Here is a 16,748-nt window from a genome sequence, read left to right on the forward strand (position 1 = left end):
ACCCGACCCCGGAACTGGAGAGCGGGGGAGTCGACCTGAAGAAAGTCACCAAGGTGACGATCGTCTACGTAGGGGATTACCACTGATGGCCACCGCGACGAAGAAACCCGACTACATTGTCTCGCCGGGCGCCATCCTGGACGAAATCCTCGAGGAACGGGGCATCCCCAAGCAGGCCTTTGCAGAACGCTGCGGCCGTTCGCCGAAATTCGTCAGCGAGGTGATTGCGGGCAAAGCACCCGTTACCGAGGAGACCGCGCTCCAGTTTGGCCGTGTCCTGAACATGGAGCCGCAGGTCTGGGTGAACCTTGAAAGCAACTATCGGCTGAGGCTCGCCGAGCAGGAAGAGGAACGGCGGTTCGCGCGGCAGGTCGCATGGGCCAAGGCCTTCCCGGTGAAAGACATGGTCCAGCATGGCCTCCTGGACAAGCCAGGCAGTCCTGCAGAGACCGTGCGGAACATACTGGCGTTCTTCCGCTGTGCATCGGTGGAGTCGTTCAACGAGATGGTCGCAGCGCGACAGGGCGCGGTCGCCTACCGCCGCTCACCCTCATTCGTGGGCCATCCGCAGGCGGTGATGGCCTGGCTGCAGTGGGGAGAGCGCATCGCCGAGGGCATGGACTGCAGAACCTACGATCCGGTGAAATTCAGGGCATGCCTCAAAGAGGCCCGCCGACTGACCATGTCGGGTCCGGAGGAAATCCAGTCCACGCTGGGCCAGATCTGCGCCGATGCCGGCGTTGCGCTCGTCCTGGCCCCGGAACTGGCGGGCACGAAGCTGAGCGGCGCGGCACGGTGGGTGGGCGACCGACCACTCCTGCAGCTGAGCCTGAGGCACAAGTCTGACGACCACTTCTGGTTCACCTTCTTCCACGAGGCCGGCCACATCCTCCTCCATGGCAAGAAGGGGATGTTCATCGATGAGGACAAGGCCGCCGCAGACGATCCCAAGGAGGCCGAGGCGAACGAATTCGCCGCCTCGAGCTTGATCCCGAAGCATGTCTGGAAGTCCTTCGCCGTCCGGCGACGTTTCGATGAAGGGTCGATCCGGAAGTTTTCCGAAGAATGCGGAATTGCCCCGGGCATCGTCGTAGGCCGCCTGCAGCACGAACGAATTCTTCCATTCAACACGCGACTGAACTGCCTGAAGCAGCGCTTCGAATGGAGCAATTGAAGGTCTCCTGATCCAAGAGAAGCTCCGCAGAGTCGCATATACATCCGAATATATGGACACTGTGAGGAGGCAGGACTACTGTCAGCCCGATGAGCAGGCTCGTCCGCATCCTCGCAGTCGTCCTCCTTGCGGCCTACGCCGCAGGGTCGGTTGCGCACGTGGCGGCTGCCACCGACATGTCCCTGAAGATGTCCATGGCGACCATGGACGACGGCGGAATGGCAGACTGCCAGGACTGTCCCGGCGATGACGGCCAAGCATCGGCATGCGACCAGTTCTGCGTGACCACGCTTGCCGCGATCTGCCCGCCGGCTGGCACCGATCTTCCGAATGTTACGAATGTCGTGGCGGCCCGTACCGCAGGACCACATGGCGGCCATGCGGGCCCGCCTGATCCCCACCCTCCCCGAACGATCCTCTGAGCTGACGGCCGCAGCGGCATCCGCTCGCAGCCGACCCGTCGACGCGCCCGGCTAGGTTTGCGTCACATGAGGCTATTCCAGGATGGTTGATCCATGTCCGATTTCCGCGTGCCGACGCTGACGCGTCGCGCCTTCATTGCATCCGCCGCCGCCCTCTCGGCGGGCGCGATGCTTCCACTGCAATCCAGTGCCCGCGCCGCAGGCATTCGGGAGTTCCGGCTCCGCGCGAAACACGGCCGCGCGCAGATCGCGCCCGAGCCATATGGCGACACCGCCGTCTGGTGCTACGACGGCAAGCTGCCAGGTCCGGAAATCCGCGTCCGAAAGGGAGAGCGCCTGCGGATCGCGGTCGAGAACGCGCTCGGAGAGGAAACGACCGTGCACTGGCACGGCGTGCGCGTGCCGAACGCGATGGACGGCGTGCCGCACCTCACGCAGGCGCCGGTCGCGCCCGGCGAGACCTTCACCTACGAGTTCGACGCCGTCGATGCGGGCACCTTCTGGTACCACCCGCACCAGCGCAGCTTCGAGCAGGTCGGCCGGGGCCTCTACGGCCCGCTGATCGTCGAGGAAGTCGATCCGGTCCGGGTCGACCGCGACGTGACCTGGGTTCTGTCAGACTGGCGGCTGACCAAGACGGCCGAGATGCGGGATGACTTCGGCAGCCGCCACGACATGATGCACAACGGCCGGGTCGGCAACACGGTGACGATCAACGGCCGCGTGCCGGATGTCTTCGCTGTGCGGAAGGGCGAGCGAATCCGCCTCCGGCTGATCAACGCCGCCAACGCCCGCATATCCGGCCTCGATTTCGGAAGCCACGCACCCGTCGTCATCGCGCTGGACGGTCAGGCCGTCGAGCCGCACGCCCCGGAGGGCGGGCTGGTGGTGCTCGGACCCGCGATGCGCGCGGACATCATCCTGGATATGGCGGCTGATGCCGGGAGCCGGGTTTCGGTGATCGACCGCTTCTACAAGGACCTCGAATATCGCCTGGTCGATCTCGCCTATGACGATCAACCGCTCCGGGACACGGTTCCCGACTGGCCTGTCGCTTTGCCGCCGAACCCGCTGCCGGAGCCGGACCTCGCGTCGGCTGCCCGCCACGAGGTCACCTTCAACGGCGGCATGATGGGAGCCATGGTCATGCAGGAGATGGGCGGCAGCATGGGGGATGGTTCCTCGGGCGCGATGGGCGGGATGATGGGCAGCATGGGCGGCATGATGAACATGATGCATTCCGGCGGCATCTGGTTCATCAACGGGGTCGCCGCCGAGGGGCACATCATGGACCCGATGCTGACGCTGGCGCGGGACAAGAGCCACGTCATCGCGATGACCAACGCGACGGCCTGGCATCACCCGATCCACCTGCACGGTCATTCGTTCCGGGTGATCTCCCGGGACGGCAAGCCGACGCGCCACCGCGAGTGGCAGGACACGGTGCTGATGTCGCCACGCGAGCGCGTCGAGATCGCCTTCGTCGCCGACAACCCCGGCGACTGGATGCTCCACTGCCACGTCCTCGAACACCAAGCCGCCGGGATGATGGGCGTCTTCCGCGTCGCCTGATCACTTCCCGCCGCAAGGAGAACCGAAATGCGAACCATCCTGACTGCCGTCGCCCTCGCTTCCTCCGTCTGGGCTGCTGTCCCGGCGCTCGCAGGAGAGAAGGACGTCACCCTCTACAAGAACCCGCAGTGCGGCTGCTGTGAAGGCTATGCCGACTACTTGCGGGAGAACGGCTTTACCGTCACCACCAAGCCCACGCACGATCTGGCCGAGATGAGCCGCGAGGCTGGCATCCCGGACGAGTTCCAGGGCTGCCATCTCTCCTTCATCGACGGCTACGTGGTCAGCGGCCATGTGCCCGTCGGGACCGTCAAAAAGCTCCTGACTGAGCGCCCTGACATCAAGGGCGTGACGCTGCCGGGCATGCCCATGGGCTCGCCCGGCATGAGCGGGACCAAGGAAGCACCGTTCGAGATGCTGGAGATCACGAAATCCGGCGCCGTCGGCAGGGTCTACGCGCGGGAATAGCACCGCGCGAACCCAACATCGGAAGGAGCCGAAGATGATGGGCGGCGGAATGATGGACGGCATGGGCGGCATGATGCTGGGCATGGGGCTGGTCTGGCTCCTGCTTCTGGCCGTGCTTGTTCTCGCGGCCGCGGCCTTGGTGAAGTACCTGTTCTTCGGCGACCGCAAATGAGCAGACAGGTCATTGTCCTCGGCATCGTGGCGGCGCTCTCCGGAGCTGCCGCCCTCGCCCTGACCTTGCCGTTCGGAGCAATCCGGGGCGAAGCCGCGGCGATCGCACAGGGGCGGCAGCTCTATGGTGCGAACTGCGCCTCATGCCACGGAGCCAGCCTCGAAGGCCAGCCGGACTGGAAGAGGCCGCTGCCCTCGGGACGCATGCCCGCCCCGCCGCACGATGCTTCCGGGCACACCTGGCACCACCCGGACGGGGTGTTGTTCCGGATCACCAAGCAGGGTCCCGCTGCCGTGGTGGGCAACGGATACGAGAGCGACATGCCGGAATTCGGGAGCAAGCTGGCAGACGAGGAGATCCGCGCCGTCCTCGCCTTCATCAAGAGCACGTGGCCGGAGCGAGAGCGCGCCTATCAGGCGGAGATGAGCCGCCGCGAGAAGGAAAAGACGCAGTGAAGGCGATCCTGTCGGCGCTGGTATTTGCCGTCCTCGCGACCACGGGCGCGTGGGCCGAGGACCCGGCGGCGATGGCTCTGCACGAGGAGCCGCAGCCCGTTCCCGAACTGGCATTCACCGATGAGCATGGCGAACCCCGGGCCCTTGAGGACTGGCGCGGCAAGGTGGTGCTGCTCAACGTCTGGGCGACCTGGTGCGCGCCTTGCCGGGTGGAGATGCCCACGCTTGAACGCCTCCAGGAGCGGCTCGGCGGCGATCGCTTCGAGGTCGTCGCCCTTTCAGTGGACCGAGCCGGGCCAAGCGTGGTCCGGAAGTTCTTCGACGAGATCGCTGTCGGCCTGCCAGTCCTCGTCGACAAGGACGGAACCGCCATCCGTTCTCTGGGACTGTTCGGCTTGCCAGCCACGCTCCTGATCGGTCCGGATGGAAACGAACTCGCGCGGCTTGCCGGACCGGCCGAGTGGGACACGCCGCAGATGGTCGCCTTCTTGGAAGCGATCATCGAACGCCATCAAAAAAAGGAATGAAGAGCCATGAGCACAGCTTACCTTCCGGAGGAGTCCGGGACGTCTTCACCCGAAACCGCAGTCGAGCGGGGGCGGCCATACGGGTCCCGCCCATTGCTGCTCCTCGGCCTCTTGGCGCTCGCCGTCGCGCTCTGGGCAAACTGGGACTGGCTGGCTGCCGTCGGCCTGGTCCCGATCATCGCCGCGATGCTGCCCTGCGCGGCCATGTGCGCGCTCGGGATCTGCATGCACCGCCTCATGCCTAAGGCGACGGCGGAGACCTGCTGCCGAACGCCATCGGGACAAGTTGACGAATCTGGAGACCGGAAATGAACCGAAGAGCCCTTCTCGCCGCGGTGGCCGCAATCCCCGTCCTCGCCCTTCCTGCACGTGCCCATCATCCGGGCGCCGATCTCGACAAGGTCATGGGCAGCGAAGAGAAATACTTCCAGGCGATCGACGCTCCGGCAGCGCCTGGATTCGATCTGGCCGACGCCGACGGCGATCCTGTCCGCCTCTCGGACTTCTCCGACAAGATCGTCGTGCTCAACTTCATCTTCGCAAGCTGCACCGACGTCTGCCCGCTTCACTCCGACCTGATCGCCCGCGTCCAGTCGATGGTGAACGCCACGCCCATGAAAGACATGGTGCAGTTCCTGACGGTCACCACCGATCCGGCTGCGGACTCGCCGGAGATCCTGAAGGCCTATGGCCCCTCGCATGGGCTTGACCCGCGCAACTGGATGTTCCTGACCACGCGGGATGGGCAGGCCGGGGAAGCGACACGGAGGCTCGCCGAGGAATACAGTCAGCGCTTCGATCCGGTAGGCGGTGGCCAACAGATGCATGGGGTGGTCACCCACGTCATCGACCGTGGCGGGCGCTTTGCTGCGAAATTCCACGGCCTCAGGTTCGACCCGCTCAACCTAGTGATGTACCTCAACGGGCTCACCAACAACGTCGAGCGGCCGTGATCCAGCTCGGCAACAAGGCGGACGTCAACTTTCGTACGGCGGGTTCCAGATGTCGTTATGGCGTTGCGCCTTGGCGCGTACCGGGATACGTTTATCTGTCGTGGCGAGGAGATTGGCCATCGGAGCGCGCGGTAGAGCGAAACCGTACCGGTGACAGTCGGTATCACGATCGTTTCCTCCACGTGTTCGAACCCCGCACGACGCATCAGGTCCGGAAGAATTCCGCGGGCATTCGGTTCAGTATTCGCGCGGCCGTCGAGATTTTGAATGGTCAGCCGAAACAGGGTGCGCATCAGCGAGGTGCGCTGAAGTCCGTAGTCGGCGATATGGAGCTCGCCCCTCGGGCCAAGGCTCTCGTGCATCGCCGCCAGCCGTTCGCCTTTTCGTCCATCGGCACTTGATGGAACACGAGGCTCGAGACAATTTTGGTCACGCCCTTTTCCGCCAGCAGCCCTGCCGCATCCCGTGCAAAGCCTTGGTGAAGCTCGATCTCGACGCCCGCCGCCCTGGCCTTGGCTTGGGCGCGTCGGATCGGGATCAATTCCGATAAGCTTCGCGGCCGGCGCTGCCTTTCCCAAGGCGCACGAGCAGCGAGCCCGTGCCGCAGCCGATGTCGGCGATAACGTCATCTCCGCCTGGCCGGACTTGCGCGAGAAGGGCGTTCCTCCATTGCCGCTCTCGCGTAAGCGCCGCCAGGCCGACGTCATAGAATGGTGTCAGCCAATGGTGGCCGGCAGCAGGCGTGAACGCCGCATTTGGAACGCTTTGCCGATCCTCGGTCATCATGCCCTTCCTGTCGATTCCAAAAGCCGCGGCGTCAACATCCGCCTGCTTCGGCTCCAGCTGGGCGCATTGTCAGCGCTCCTTCTCGACTGAAAGCGCGGTGGTGGCGGCCGGCTTTGCCGGGCAGAAGGTGCCCGCGATCAGGAGGATGGCGCCGAATCGAAATCATTACGTCGGCAAAGTTGAAGGCCGGCCAGTGCCAGTCACCGAGGTGGAAGTCGAGGAAGTCGGTTACCGCCCCCTGGCGGACCCGGTCGACGACATTGCCCATCGCGCCGCTGGCAATCAGCCCCAGGCCAGACGCTTCGGCCCGCCTTTCGGCGTGCATGGCCCAGACGATGAGGCCCGTCGAGATCGCTACAGCGATTGCGGCCAGCAGGACTGGGCGCTCGCGGAAAACGCCGCTGAACAGCCCGAAGCTGACGCCGGTGTGAAGCCGAGCTTGAGGTTGAAAAACGGGACGATCTCTATCGTCCGCGGCGGCACCATGACGGGAGTGGGAAAGAGCTGGGGGTAACGGATGTCGTGTAGCTGGGGCCTTTTGCGAAGAAGGGCCGAGCGACGTTGACACATAAGATGAATATCTGGGTGGAATTGGTTGACGCCGACGGCGAGCAGCAAACGCAGAAGATCGGATGCGTTCGTCGCGATAGCGACCATGCGCGATTTCAGGATTTCGGCCTCTCGTTGAATGAAGGTAAGGACCTGCAAAACCGGCTGCAGCAGGAATTGACGCAGTTTCAGGCGGACCAGGCAGCGAAGATGGATCGACGATGTTCGACCTGCTGCGGCCTCCGCCGCATTCACGACTATCGCTCTCGCATCGTTCACACCCTCTTTGGTCTTTGCCGTGTCCGCGTGCCCCGGTTCCGCGCCTGCAACTGCGATGAATCGACAGGCTCCGAGAACGGTCGGGTCGGAGCTCTGATCGCCGGAGGGTAACCCCGGAACTGGAACGCATTCAGGCAGAACTCGGCGCACGGTTGTCATTCCGCGAGGCGGGCCGCATTCTTGACCTCTTTGTGCCGAGCGCTCGACCGCACAATCATCGCACGGTCAGCAATCGCCTGGCGAAGGTGGCGGGCCAGATCGAGAACTGGGATCTGGCAAGCCCCCATCGCATGAGCCGAACCGGCGGAACTCCCATATCCGTCTTCATCGATGGCGCCTACATCCGCGCGGTGCCCGGCTATCAGAGCCGGCATTTCGAGATCGCGATGGGGCGCGTGGAGGCGAAAGGCCGACCGTCTCGCCATTTCGCGGCAACCCCTCATGTTGCCACAGGCAAACACCGTCCGTGCCACGCTGCGAGCGCAGGGATGGATGCCTGAGAGCGACGTCACCGTCTTCAGCGATGGCGACCCTGCGTTGCGAGGCGCGGGCATGACAGCCACGAGAGAGCCGGTCACCCACATTCTCGACTGGTTCCACCTGTCCATGCGTCTGCACCACGTCGAACAGGCCTGGGAGGGAATTAGGACCATCGGGAACCTGAACATCCTCCTGTATCAGGTGGCATTCCACGTACAACGGCTCCGCCATCTCCTCTGGAGTGGCTATGTCCGGGAGGCGGTGGACGCGGTGAGGGCCATGTCATACCAACTGGTGGGAAGCCTCTATGGGCGAACGCCGGCCGTGGAGATCAGGTTCAGGCGCTTCTCCCAATTGGTGGGCAATCTCCTCACCTACCTGACCCAGAACGGCAGCTCGATCGTCGACTATTGTCGCCGCCATTGGTCAGGTCGACCGATCTCAAGTTCGCGAGCCGAGACGACAGTCAACTGCCTGGTCAACGCGCGCATGAACAAAAAACGACAAATGCGGTGATCGCCGGCGGGAGCTCAGCGCGTGCTTCAGGTAAGAGCGGCCGTGATCGATGGTCGTCTGAAACAGGGAACGCTCAATCTCGCTGCCTAACCCCCAGGATTTTCCCACTCCCCCAGCCGGTTCATTGAACCGGCTTTTCCGTCCGGCGTGCCGCTTACGAGCGGCAGGCCGCAAGGGAAGCTGCGCCGCGGCGGATGCCGCGCCCTTGCCCCCTTTGCTCTTCGCGCTGATCGCGGCGTGTTCCGCGAAGTGTGCGGAAGAGATAAACTAAAAGAAAGGTCGGCCGGAAGGCGGCCGGGAGAAAAGAGATGGAAAAGGCGGACATCGAAGAGCTGCGAAGCAGGGTAGGGTGTGCGGCCGTGCTGGAGACGGGCGGTTTCGCGATCGATTTGAAGGAAAGCACGCGCAAGGCGGTGAAGTACCGCCGTGGCGACGACATCATCATCGTCATCCACGATGGCAAAGGCTGGTTTGACCCGCTCTCCGACTCAAAGGGCGATGTCTATTCGCTCGTTCAGCATCTGGACGGCTGCGATTTTCTCGAAGCTTTTGTGCAGATCGCTTCCCTTGTCGGTTTCGAGCCGTGCGAACCCGCATGGAAACGACAACCGCGCGAGACGGAACCTGACCAGTCGATACCGGATCGTTGGGCGGCGCGGCGCAAGCCATGGTCCGGATCGGCGACCTGGCGATATCTGTGCGACGAGCGGCACATTCCCGAACAGGTCATTCGGTCAGCCATTGTGCAGAACCTTATACGGGAAGGGCCGCGCGGCAGCATGTGGGCAGCTCATCAGGGTGACGGCGGCATAGTCACCGGCTGGGAGGAACGCGGCCCCGAATGGCGCGGCTTTGCCTCCGGCGGCAGCAAGATGTTGTTCCGGTTCGGCTTCACGGGTGCGGTTCGCATCTGTGTGACCGAGTCCGCCATCGATGCCATGAGCCTTGCAGCGATCGAGAAGATCCGGCGCGATACGCTTTATGTGAGCACTGGGGGCGGCTGGTCGCCGGCCACCGATGGCGCCATCCGCCTGTTGGGGGAACGGCCTGACGCGCGCCTTGTCGCGGCGACTGATGCGAACACGCAGGGCGAAGCATTCGTGTCGCGGCTACGTGAGCTTGCCGGTGAGCTGTCCTCTGACTTCGAACGTCTGAAGCCGCTCGCGGAAGACTGGAATGCGATGCTGAAGGACGCGGCAACCGCCTGACCGAGCAGAATGCGATCTCCTGCGCTCACGGTGCGCGATCGAGGATCGCGAGCCCGGCCTTTGCCATCGTCGTCTCGATCCGCAATGGCGCCAAGTCGTGACTCGGCCTCCCGCTTCAGAGCTTCGACATCGGCCCCCTTCTGGAATGTAGATCTGCAGGACGATCTCGCCCGTGCGTTCGCCCGCGTAGGTTCCCTGCAGGCCAGGGAATTTGCCGCGAAACCATTCCAGATTGTTGCTGTGGAGCTTCTGGAACCCTTCCCTCATATGCATCTGGCCAGCGACGAACTCGACGGTCAGCGGCTCCCCGCATACAGTCATTCTCTGGTTCTCGACAGGCTCGTCGCCTGTCAGCCGCAGGACCAATCTGCTTTCCTCTGATTCCGCCTGCTTCCAGAACAGTCCGGCCAGCCGAGGGGCATAGGTCTCGCGCAGTTGGCGCACGATTACGTCGGCGCCATTCTGTATCCGCAATAGTTTCGCTTTCTCCGGTGTGTCCGCGCCGTGAACCGGCGTTGAGTAAATCAGGAGTGGATTCAGCCTGTCCGGGGATTCCGCTTCCTCGACCATGGGTACGCGCCGATAGCGACAAGGACGAAGACGAGCGCGCGTTTCATCGGCGGATATGAGCCCGGCCATGCAGCCGAATTGGGAGAAAGAAGAGGGGAAGGAAATGAATGAAAACCCGGCTGCCGCATGCCCGCCGGCCGCGTCAAGTGTGAAGCTTCGCCCGGCTTCGCCGGCACTTGACCCGCCCGGACGGAGAGGCGGCCGCTGGGGAGGGGTCAGGAAGGACTGAAGATGATGGTGATCCCCAGGATGCGCCGCGCTCCAGTCCGACGAGGCTGAAGGAGCCCGCCAATGAACCCCGTTTCACCGATCCGTAAAGTCTACCAGGGCATTGCCGACCACCGGCAGATGTTTCGCATGTTCGACCGTCATGCCCAGCGTCCAAACCGTTTCGAGGACGCCGAGGGCAGCCTCTATAGCGGCGAATGGTTCGAGCTTGCCGAGACCGAGCATGACTACATGTTCAACATCCTGCCGCCGCTCTTCATGAACGGCGAGATGTTTGCCATGCGCGAATTCCTCACACGCAGCATCACCAGCGTCTTTTTCACGCTGAAGATCGATGACCGGTTGCGGTTCTTCCACGGCTATTGCGACCTTGCCAGCAAGGGCTCGCCCGCGCACATGCGCGCCGCGATCGTCGAGCGGGAAAGCCGGCCCGTCCGCGCGATGACGCGTGAAGAGCGTATCGAGCATATCTGGAGTTCGACTCACGACGAGTATCGCGGCTATGCCGATTGGCGTTTTCCGCGCGCGCAGCGAGGCCGGCGGACAGTCCTGTTTTTCGGTCCCGACCGAAGCCGTGACGTCAAGCTGCTCGACCAGCTCACGAACGCAGAGATCGCGGCCAAGCTGCCGGTCCACCTCAGCCATCTTCCTCTGGCCGTTGCAGCGTGAGGGGGCGACGATGTTCACGTTTCCCACTGTTGCCGTTCGCAAGGTCATCGAACGCGGAAAGGCAGATGCCGCCATCAACGGCGGGTTCCGCAATCCCTATTACGGCATGAAGCCCGCCGAGGGCGAGATTCCTGGGCACTGGCTCGTTGGAGATCAGGGCGTCTACATCATGTCGAACGGAAAACTCCCCGATGGTGAGCGGCCGCTCGTCGTTTATTCCGAGGAGTGCCATCCGGTCGGCAATCCCGACTGGTTTCACTACAAGCACCGCCATTTCGGTTGCGATGACGGCATCGAATTCATCGACGCCGAGCAACTAATCCCGATGTTCGATCGGAACCTGCGCTGCACGCATCTCAATGTGCAGCTCACCGTGGCGCATGTCTCGCTATCCCTGATCGCCCGCTAACCCCCTCAAATCCAGTAGCATTTTCACGTGGCCGACACCGTCGCCCGCGTGACTGCGCTCGCCTGTCACCAAGGAGATTTATCATGTCGCATGACAACCCCTTCACCATCGATCTTTTCGGCAACACGGCCCTTTCGTCCGGTCTCGGTCTCAGCGTGACGGCCTTTGCCGGCAACTTCGAACCTGACGACGATCCGGAACCACCGTCCCCGGCGCCGGCGATGCCGATCGCAGCCATCGCGCGGGCGCCTTCCAAGCTCTGCCGGGAGCGGGGTTCGAACTTCTATCTCGCCGATAGTCGGGGTCTCGCGCGCGGCTGGAAGGAACGCGCCCGGGACAATATCGCTGCGATCCGGCTTGCCGCCGCGATCGAGGCGGAAGAGCGTCCGGCCACCGCCGAAGAGCAGGAGCAACTAATCCGCTTCACCGGCTTCGGTGCGTCCGATCTTGCCAACGGCGTCTTCCGCCGGCCCGGCGAAATCGACTTCCGCAAGGGCTGGGACGAGATCGGCTCCGATCTGGAAGATGCGGTCGGCGAAAGCGACTATGCTTCGCTTGCCCGCTGCACCCAATATGCCCATTTCACGCCTGAATTCATCATCCGGGCAATCTGGTCTGGCCTCAAGCGGATGGGTTGGCGCGGCGGGCGTGTGCTGGAGCCTGGGTTTGGCACGGGGCTGTTTCCGGCGTTGTTGCCGGAACCGCTGCGCGATGTGTCCCACTTCACCGGCGTAGAATTCGATCCTGTCACGGCACGCATTGCCACGCTGTTGCAACCGCGGGCGCGGATCGTCATCGGGGATTTCGCCCGCACCGAACTGCCGACGAGCTTTGATCTCGCCATCGGCAATCCGCCCTTCTCCGACCGCACCGTCCGTTCCGACCGGGCCTATCGTTCGCTCAGCCTGCGCCTGCACGACTACTTCATCGCGAGATCGATCGATCTGTTGAAGCCGGGGGCGCTGGCGGCCTTCGTCACCAGTTCCGGCACTTTTGATAAGGCCGATGTCTCCGCACGCGAGCACATTGCGAAAACCGCGGACCTGATCGCCGCCATCCGCCTGCCCGAAGGGAGCTTCCGCGCCGATGCGGGCACCGACGTCGTGGTGGACATCCTGTTTTTCCGGAAGAGGAAGGTCGCGGAGCCTGAAGGCGATCTGTCCTGGCTCGACACCGAAGAGGTGCGGCCGGCGACCGACGATGAGGGCGCGATCCGCGTCAATCGCTGGTTCGCTCGGCATCCGGACTTCGTGCTTGGTACGCATGCGCTGACCTCCGGTTCCTTCGGCGAGACCTACACATGCCTGCCTCGCGAAGGCGAAGATCTCGATGCCGCATTGTCCGCCGCCGTCAATCTCCTTCCGGAAGGCCGCTACGACGGCGAACCGGCAGAGATCGATTTCGACCTGGATGAGGCCGACGATCAGACCGTCGTCGATCTGCCCAATGGCCGGCATGTGCGCGAAGGCAGTTTCTTCCTCGACAACGCCCGCGGCCTCATGCAGGTGATTGACGGCGAGCCGGTCCCGGTGAAGGTGCGCAAGGGCCGCGGCACCGACGGCATCCCCGAAAAGCATGCCCGCATCATCCGCAAGCTGATCCCGGTCCGCGATGCTGTGCGGGAAGTACTCAAGGCGCAGGGACTGGACCAGCCCTGGAAGGACCTTCAGGTCCGGTTACGCATAGCGTGGTCAAGCTTCGTTCGCGACTTCGGACCAATCAACCACACCATTGTCTCAATCAGCGAGGACCCGGAGACCGGCGAGACGCGCGAAAGCCATCGGCGTCCCAACCTTCAGCCCTTCCTCGACGATCCCGACTGCTGGCTGGTCGCCTCGATCGAGGACTACGACCTCGAAAACGACACGGCCAGGCCCGGGCCGATCTTCACCGAGCGCGTGATCTCTCCGCCGGCACCGCCGGTGATTTCCAGCGCAGCCGACGTGCTCGCCGTGGTTCTCAATGAACGCGGCCGTGTCGATCTCGATCATATCGCCGAGTTGCTGCACCGCGACCCGGCCGACGTCGTCGCCGAGCTTGGCAGCGCCATCTTCCGCGATCCCGCCGACGGCTCCTGGCAGATGGCCGACGCCTACCTGTCCGGCCATGTCCGTGACAAGCTGAAGGTCGCGGAAGCCGCTGCCCTTCTCGATCCGGTCTATGAGCGCAACGTCACCGCCCTGCAGGGCGTGCAGCGGGTCGACCTTCGCCCCTCTGACATCACCGCGCGTCTCGGCGCGCCGTGGATTCCCGCCCTCGACGTCGTCGCCTTCGTCAAGGAGACGATGGAAACTGATATCAGGATCCATCACATGCCGGAACTGGCGTCATGGACCGTCGAGGCCCGCCAGCTTGGCTATCTCGCCGTCGGCACCTCCGAATGGGGGACCGGACGCCGGCATGCCGGCGAGTTGCTGGCTGATGCGCTCAACAGCCGCGTGCCGCAGATCTTCGATACGATCAAGGAGGAGATGAGCGAACGCCGCGTGCTCAATGTCGTCGATACCGAGGCAGCCAAGGAGAAGCTCCACAAGATCAAGGAGGCCTTCCAGCGCTGGATCTGGTCCGACCCGGACCGCACCGACCGGCTCGCCCGGGTCTATAATGACAAGTTGAACAATATCGCGCCACGAGCGTTCGACGGGTCCCATCTGAAGCTTCCAAGCGCCTCGGGCGCCTTCGTTCTTTATGGGCACCAGATGCGTGGAATCTGGCGCATCATTTCGGCCGGCTCGACCTATCTTGCCCACGCCGTCGGCGCCGGTAAGACGATGACGATGGCAGCCGCGATCATGGAGCAGCGGCGTCTCGGCCTGATCGCCAAGGCCATGCTCACTGTCCCCGGCCATTGCCTGGCGCAGGTGGCGCGCGAGTTTCTGGCGCTTTATCCCACCGCGCGCATTCTGGTCGCTGATGAAACCAACTTCACTTTAGCCAAGCGTGCGCGCTTCCTGTCGCGGGCCGCAACCGCGACATGGGACGCAATCATCATCACGCATTCCGCGTTCAAGTTCATCGGCGTTCCTTCTGCCTTCGAGCAGCAGATGATCCACGATGAGCTCGAGCTTTTCGAAACCCTCCTCATCAAGGTCGAAAGCGACGACCGCGTCTCGCGTAAACGGCTCGAGCGGCTGAAGGAGGGCTTGCAGGAACGGCTCGAAGCACTCTCCACCCGCAAGGACGATCTTTTGACTATCGCCGAGATCGGCGTCGACCAGATCATCGTCGACGAGGCGCAAGAATTTCGGAAGCTGTCATTCGCGACGAATATCTCGACGCTGAAGGGCGTCGATCCGAACGGTTCACAGAGGGCATGGGATCTCTACGTCAAATCCCGCTTCATCGAGACGAAGAACCCGGGTAGGGCGCTCGTGCTCGCCTCCGGCACGCCGATCACCAATACGCTCGGCGAAATGTTCACCGTACAGCGCCTCATGGATCATGCGGCGTTGATGCAGCGCGGCCTGCACGAGTTCGACGCCTGGGCGTCGACCTTCGGCGACACGACGACCGAGCTGGAGCTTCAGCCGTCCGGCAAATACAAGCCCGTTTCCAGGTTTGCCTGCTTCGTCAACGTCCCCGAGCTGATCGCGATGTTCCGTTCCTTTGCGGACGTCGTGATGCCGGACGACCTGCGCCAATTCGTGAAGGTGCCGGCAATCTCCACCGGCAAGCGCCAGATCGTCACATCGAAGCCGACACAGGCCTTCAAACACTACCAGATGGTCCTGGCTGCGCGCATTGCCGAGATCGAGAAGCGCGACCGGCCGCCAGAACTTGGCGATGACATCCTGCTCTCCGTGATCACCGATGGTCGCCATGCCGCGATCGACCTCCGCCTCGTCGACCCCGACAATGACAATGAGGCGGACAACAAGCTCAACAACCTCATCTCGAATGCCTTCAATATCTGGAAGGCGACCGCAAACAACGACTATATCCGCCATGACGGCACGCCGTTCGAACTGGCGGGCGCCGCACAGATGATCTTCAGCGATCTCGGCACGATCAGCGTCGAGAAGAGCAGGGGCTTTTCCGCCTATCGCTGGATCCGTGACGAGCTCATCCGCATGGGCGTGCCAGCCAGTGAGATTGCTTTCATGCAAGACTATAAAAAGTCGGAGGCCAAGCAGCGGCTTTTCGGCGACGTGCGCGCGGGCAAAGTCCGCTTCCTGATCGGAAGTTCCGAAACGATGGGCACCGGCGTCAATGCGCAACTGCGGCTGAAGGCGCTCCACCATCTGGACGTACCCTGGCTGCCGTCGCAGATCGAGCAGCGCGAGGGTCGCATCGTGCGTCAGGGAAACCAGCACGACCAGATCGATATCTTCGCCTACGCCACCGAAGGATCGCTCGACGCGACCATGTGGCAGAACAACGAACGCAAAGCCCGCTTCATCGCCGCAGCGCTCTCCGGCGATACCTCCGTCCGGCGTCTTGAAGATCTCGGTGAGGGGCAGGCAAACCAGTTCGCCATGGCCAAGGCTATCGCATCCGGCGACCAACGCTTGATGCAGAAGGCGGGGCTCGAAGCCGATGTCGCCCGGCTGGAGCGCCTGCGTGCCGCCCATATCGACGATCAACACGCCGTCCGCCGGCAGTTTCGCGACGCCGAGCGCGATATCGAGCTATGCACACGGCGGGTTGCCGAGATCGGCCGGGATATCGAGCTTCTTGTTCCGACCGCCGGCGAGGCATTCTCCATGACGGTGGCCGGCAAATTCTACACTGAGCGCAAGGAGGCAGGCCGCGCGCTCATGAAGGAGATCCTGACCCTGGTGCAGCTTCAGCAGGAAGGCGAGAGCATCGTCGCCTCCCTCGGCGGCTTCGACCTCGAATTCGACGGCCAGCGCTTCGGCAAAGAGGGCTACCGCTACACCACGGTGCTGATGCGCACCGGCGCGGATTCCGAAGTCGAACTCGCGATGACGGTCACGCCACTCGGAGCAATTTCGCGCCTCGAGCACGCGCTCGACGATTTCGAGGGTGACCGCGAGCGCTATCGTCAGCGCCTTTCCGACGCTCGTCGCAGGCTCGCATCATACCAGTCCCGGGACAATGGTGCCGAGTTCGCCTTCGCCGGCGATCTGGTCGAAAAGCGACGGCAGCTTGGGGAGGTGGAGGCGGCCCTAGCAGCCGACATCGAACCAGCCAAGGAATCGCTCGCGGCATAGTTCGCTGTGAAGGAGAGGAGAAAGACGAAAAGATAAGGAGGAAAGAGGGAAAGAGGAAATCCGGTTCGCCGATCGGCCGAACCGGTGATGCATGCGCTCAACCGCGCCGCTCGCAATCCCGGCCGCGTCGTCCTTCG

16 protein-coding genes and 1 pseudogene are annotated in these 16,748 nt (G+C 63.4%); 15 read left to right on the forward strand and 2 right to left on the reverse strand.

The features are described 5' to 3' along the window. Positions 1 to 85: 85 nt before the first annotated feature. The 10 genes from HUI96_RS24955 to HUI96_RS25000 all read left to right on the forward strand — a co-directional run bounded on the left by HUI96_RS24955 (position 86) and on the right by HUI96_RS25000 (position 6,144). The gene (locus tag HUI96_RS24955) at positions 86 to 1,174 is read left to right on the forward strand and encodes a HigA family addiction module antitoxin (protein ID WP_188257421.1); all 1,089 of its coding nucleotides are present in this window, start codon (positions 86 to 88) and stop codon (positions 1,172 to 1,174) included. A gap of 89 nt (positions 1,175 to 1,263) precedes the next feature. Continuing rightward, entirely contained in the window at positions 1,264 to 1,596 is a 333-nt protein-coding gene (locus HUI96_RS24960; RefSeq protein WP_188257422.1) for a hypothetical protein, read from the forward strand. A gap of 93 nt (positions 1,597 to 1,689) precedes the next feature. Next, entirely contained in the window at positions 1,690 to 3,168 is a 1,479-nt protein-coding gene (locus HUI96_RS24965) for a multicopper oxidase family protein (RefSeq protein ID WP_188257423.1), read from the forward strand. 27 nt (positions 3,169 to 3,195) lie between these two features. Beyond that, complete coding sequence (locus HUI96_RS24970; protein ID WP_188257424.1) at positions 3,196 to 3,636, forward strand: DUF411 domain-containing protein; 441 nt, start codon at positions 3,196 to 3,198, stop codon at positions 3,634 to 3,636. A gap of 34 nt (positions 3,637 to 3,670) precedes the next feature. Next, a complete protein-coding gene (locus tag HUI96_RS24975) occupies positions 3,671 to 3,808 on the forward strand; it encodes a hypothetical protein (RefSeq protein ID WP_188257536.1) in 138 nt (45 codons plus the stop codon). Then, positions 3,805 to 4,263: a c-type cytochrome gene (locus tag HUI96_RS24980; protein WP_188257425.1), complete on the forward strand. Its 459-nt coding sequence runs from the start codon at positions 3,805 to 3,807 to the stop codon at positions 4,261 to 4,263. Before HUI96_RS24975 ends, HUI96_RS24980 begins: the two co-directional genes overlap by 4 nt. Beyond that, positions 4,260 to 4,790 (forward strand): TlpA family protein disulfide reductase, encoded by a 531-nt coding sequence (locus HUI96_RS24985; protein ID WP_337918625.1) that lies wholly within the window; start codon positions 4,260 to 4,262, stop codon positions 4,788 to 4,790. Before HUI96_RS24980 ends, HUI96_RS24985 begins: the two co-directional genes overlap by 4 nt. Before the next feature lie 6 nt (positions 4,791 to 4,796). Then, on the forward strand, positions 4,797 to 5,102 hold the full coding sequence (locus HUI96_RS24990; protein WP_188257426.1) for a hypothetical protein: 306 nt from the start codon (positions 4,797 to 4,799) through the stop codon (positions 5,100 to 5,102). Beyond that, on the forward strand, positions 5,099 to 5,743 hold the full coding sequence (locus tag HUI96_RS24995; protein WP_188257427.1) for an SCO family protein: 645 nt from the start codon (positions 5,099 to 5,101) through the stop codon (positions 5,741 to 5,743). Before HUI96_RS24990 ends, HUI96_RS24995 begins: the two co-directional genes overlap by 4 nt. Continuing rightward, positions 5,740 to 6,144: a hypothetical protein gene (locus tag HUI96_RS25000; RefSeq protein WP_188257428.1), complete on the forward strand. Its 405-nt coding sequence runs from the start codon at positions 5,740 to 5,742 to the stop codon at positions 6,142 to 6,144. Before HUI96_RS24995 ends, HUI96_RS25000 begins: the two co-directional genes overlap by 4 nt. Positions 6,145 to 6,280: 136 nt before the next feature. Here the strand turns inward: HUI96_RS25000 and HUI96_RS25005 are convergent, their stop codons facing one another. Together HUI96_RS25005 and lspA are read right to left on the reverse strand one after the other, a co-directional pair. Further along, entirely contained in the window at positions 6,281 to 6,529 is a 249-nt protein-coding gene (locus HUI96_RS25005) for a hypothetical protein (RefSeq protein ID WP_188257429.1), read from the reverse strand. Positions 6,530 to 6,560: 31 nt separating this feature from the next. Next, complete coding sequence (gene lspA / locus HUI96_RS25010) at positions 6,561 to 7,097, reverse strand: signal peptidase II (protein ID WP_337918626.1); 537 nt, start codon at positions 7,095 to 7,097, stop codon at positions 6,561 to 6,563. Between the two features lie 5 nt (positions 7,098 to 7,102). Here lspA and HUI96_RS25015 point away from each other — a divergent pair. The 5 genes and pseudogenes from HUI96_RS25015 (at position 7,103) to HUI96_RS25035 (ending at position 16,611) form a co-directional block, all read left to right on the forward strand. Further along, positions 7,103 to 8,443: pseudogene (locus tag HUI96_RS25015) on the forward strand (ISKra4 family transposase). 218 nt (positions 8,444 to 8,661) lie between these two features. Further along, positions 8,662 to 9,561: a DUF3991 and toprim domain-containing protein gene (locus tag HUI96_RS25020; protein ID WP_188257430.1), complete on the forward strand. Its 900-nt coding sequence runs from the start codon at positions 8,662 to 8,664 to the stop codon at positions 9,559 to 9,561. An 861-nt stretch (positions 9,562 to 10,422) separates the two neighbouring features. After that, complete coding sequence (locus HUI96_RS25025) at positions 10,423 to 11,028, forward strand: DUF1419 domain-containing protein (protein WP_188257431.1); 606 nt, start codon at positions 10,423 to 10,425, stop codon at positions 11,026 to 11,028. Positions 11,029 to 11,038: 10 nt separating this feature from the next. After that, the gene (locus tag HUI96_RS25030; RefSeq protein ID WP_188257432.1) at positions 11,039 to 11,437 is read left to right on the forward strand and encodes a DUF3085 domain-containing protein; all 399 of its coding nucleotides are present in this window, start codon (positions 11,039 to 11,041) and stop codon (positions 11,435 to 11,437) included. Positions 11,438 to 11,520: 83 nt separating this feature from the next. Then, positions 11,521 to 16,611, forward strand: a complete 5,091-nt coding sequence (locus HUI96_RS25035; protein ID WP_188257433.1) for a lactate dehydrogenase — start codon at positions 11,521 to 11,523, stop codon at positions 16,609 to 16,611. Positions 16,612 to 16,748: the final 137 nt, after the last annotated feature.

It is taken from the genome of Pseudaminobacter soli (ex Zhang et al. 2022), from assembly GCF_014595955.1.
GTDB lineage: Bacteria > Pseudomonadota > Alphaproteobacteria > Rhizobiales > Rhizobiaceae > Kumtagia > Kumtagia pseudosoli.

Coding starts and splice junctions, on each gene's coding strand:
- HUI96_RS24955 (WP_188257421.1), top strand. CDS start 86: ATGGCCACCGCGACGAAGAAACCCGACTACATTGTCTCGCCGGGCGCC.
- HUI96_RS24960 (WP_188257422.1), top strand. CDS start 1,264: ATGAGCAGGCTCGTCCGCATCCTCGCAGTCGTCCTCCTTGCGGCCTAC.
- HUI96_RS24965 (WP_188257423.1), top strand. CDS start 1,690: ATGTCCGATTTCCGCGTGCCGACGCTGACGCGTCGCGCCTTCATTGCA.
- HUI96_RS24970 (WP_188257424.1), top strand. CDS start 3,196: ATGCGAACCATCCTGACTGCCGTCGCCCTCGCTTCCTCCGTCTGGGCT.
- HUI96_RS24975 (WP_188257536.1), top strand. CDS start 3,671: ATGATGGGCGGCGGAATGATGGACGGCATGGGCGGCATGATGCTGGGC.
- HUI96_RS24980 (WP_188257425.1), top strand. CDS start 3,805: ATGAGCAGACAGGTCATTGTCCTCGGCATCGTGGCGGCGCTCTCCGGA.
- HUI96_RS24990 (WP_188257426.1), top strand. CDS start 4,797: ATGAGCACAGCTTACCTTCCGGAGGAGTCCGGGACGTCTTCACCCGAA.
- HUI96_RS24995 (WP_188257427.1), top strand. CDS start 5,099: ATGAACCGAAGAGCCCTTCTCGCCGCGGTGGCCGCAATCCCCGTCCTC.
- HUI96_RS25005 (WP_188257429.1), bottom strand. CDS start 6,529: ATGATGACCGAGGATCGGCAAAGCGTTCCAAATGCGGCGTTCACGCCT.
- HUI96_RS25020 (WP_188257430.1), top strand. CDS start 8,662: ATGGAAAAGGCGGACATCGAAGAGCTGCGAAGCAGGGTAGGGTGTGCG.
- HUI96_RS25025 (WP_188257431.1), top strand. CDS start 10,423: ATGAACCCCGTTTCACCGATCCGTAAAGTCTACCAGGGCATTGCCGAC.
- HUI96_RS25030 (WP_188257432.1), top strand. CDS start 11,039: ATGTTCACGTTTCCCACTGTTGCCGTTCGCAAGGTCATCGAACGCGGA.
- HUI96_RS25035 (WP_188257433.1), top strand. CDS start 11,521: ATGTCGCATGACAACCCCTTCACCATCGATCTTTTCGGCAACACGGCC.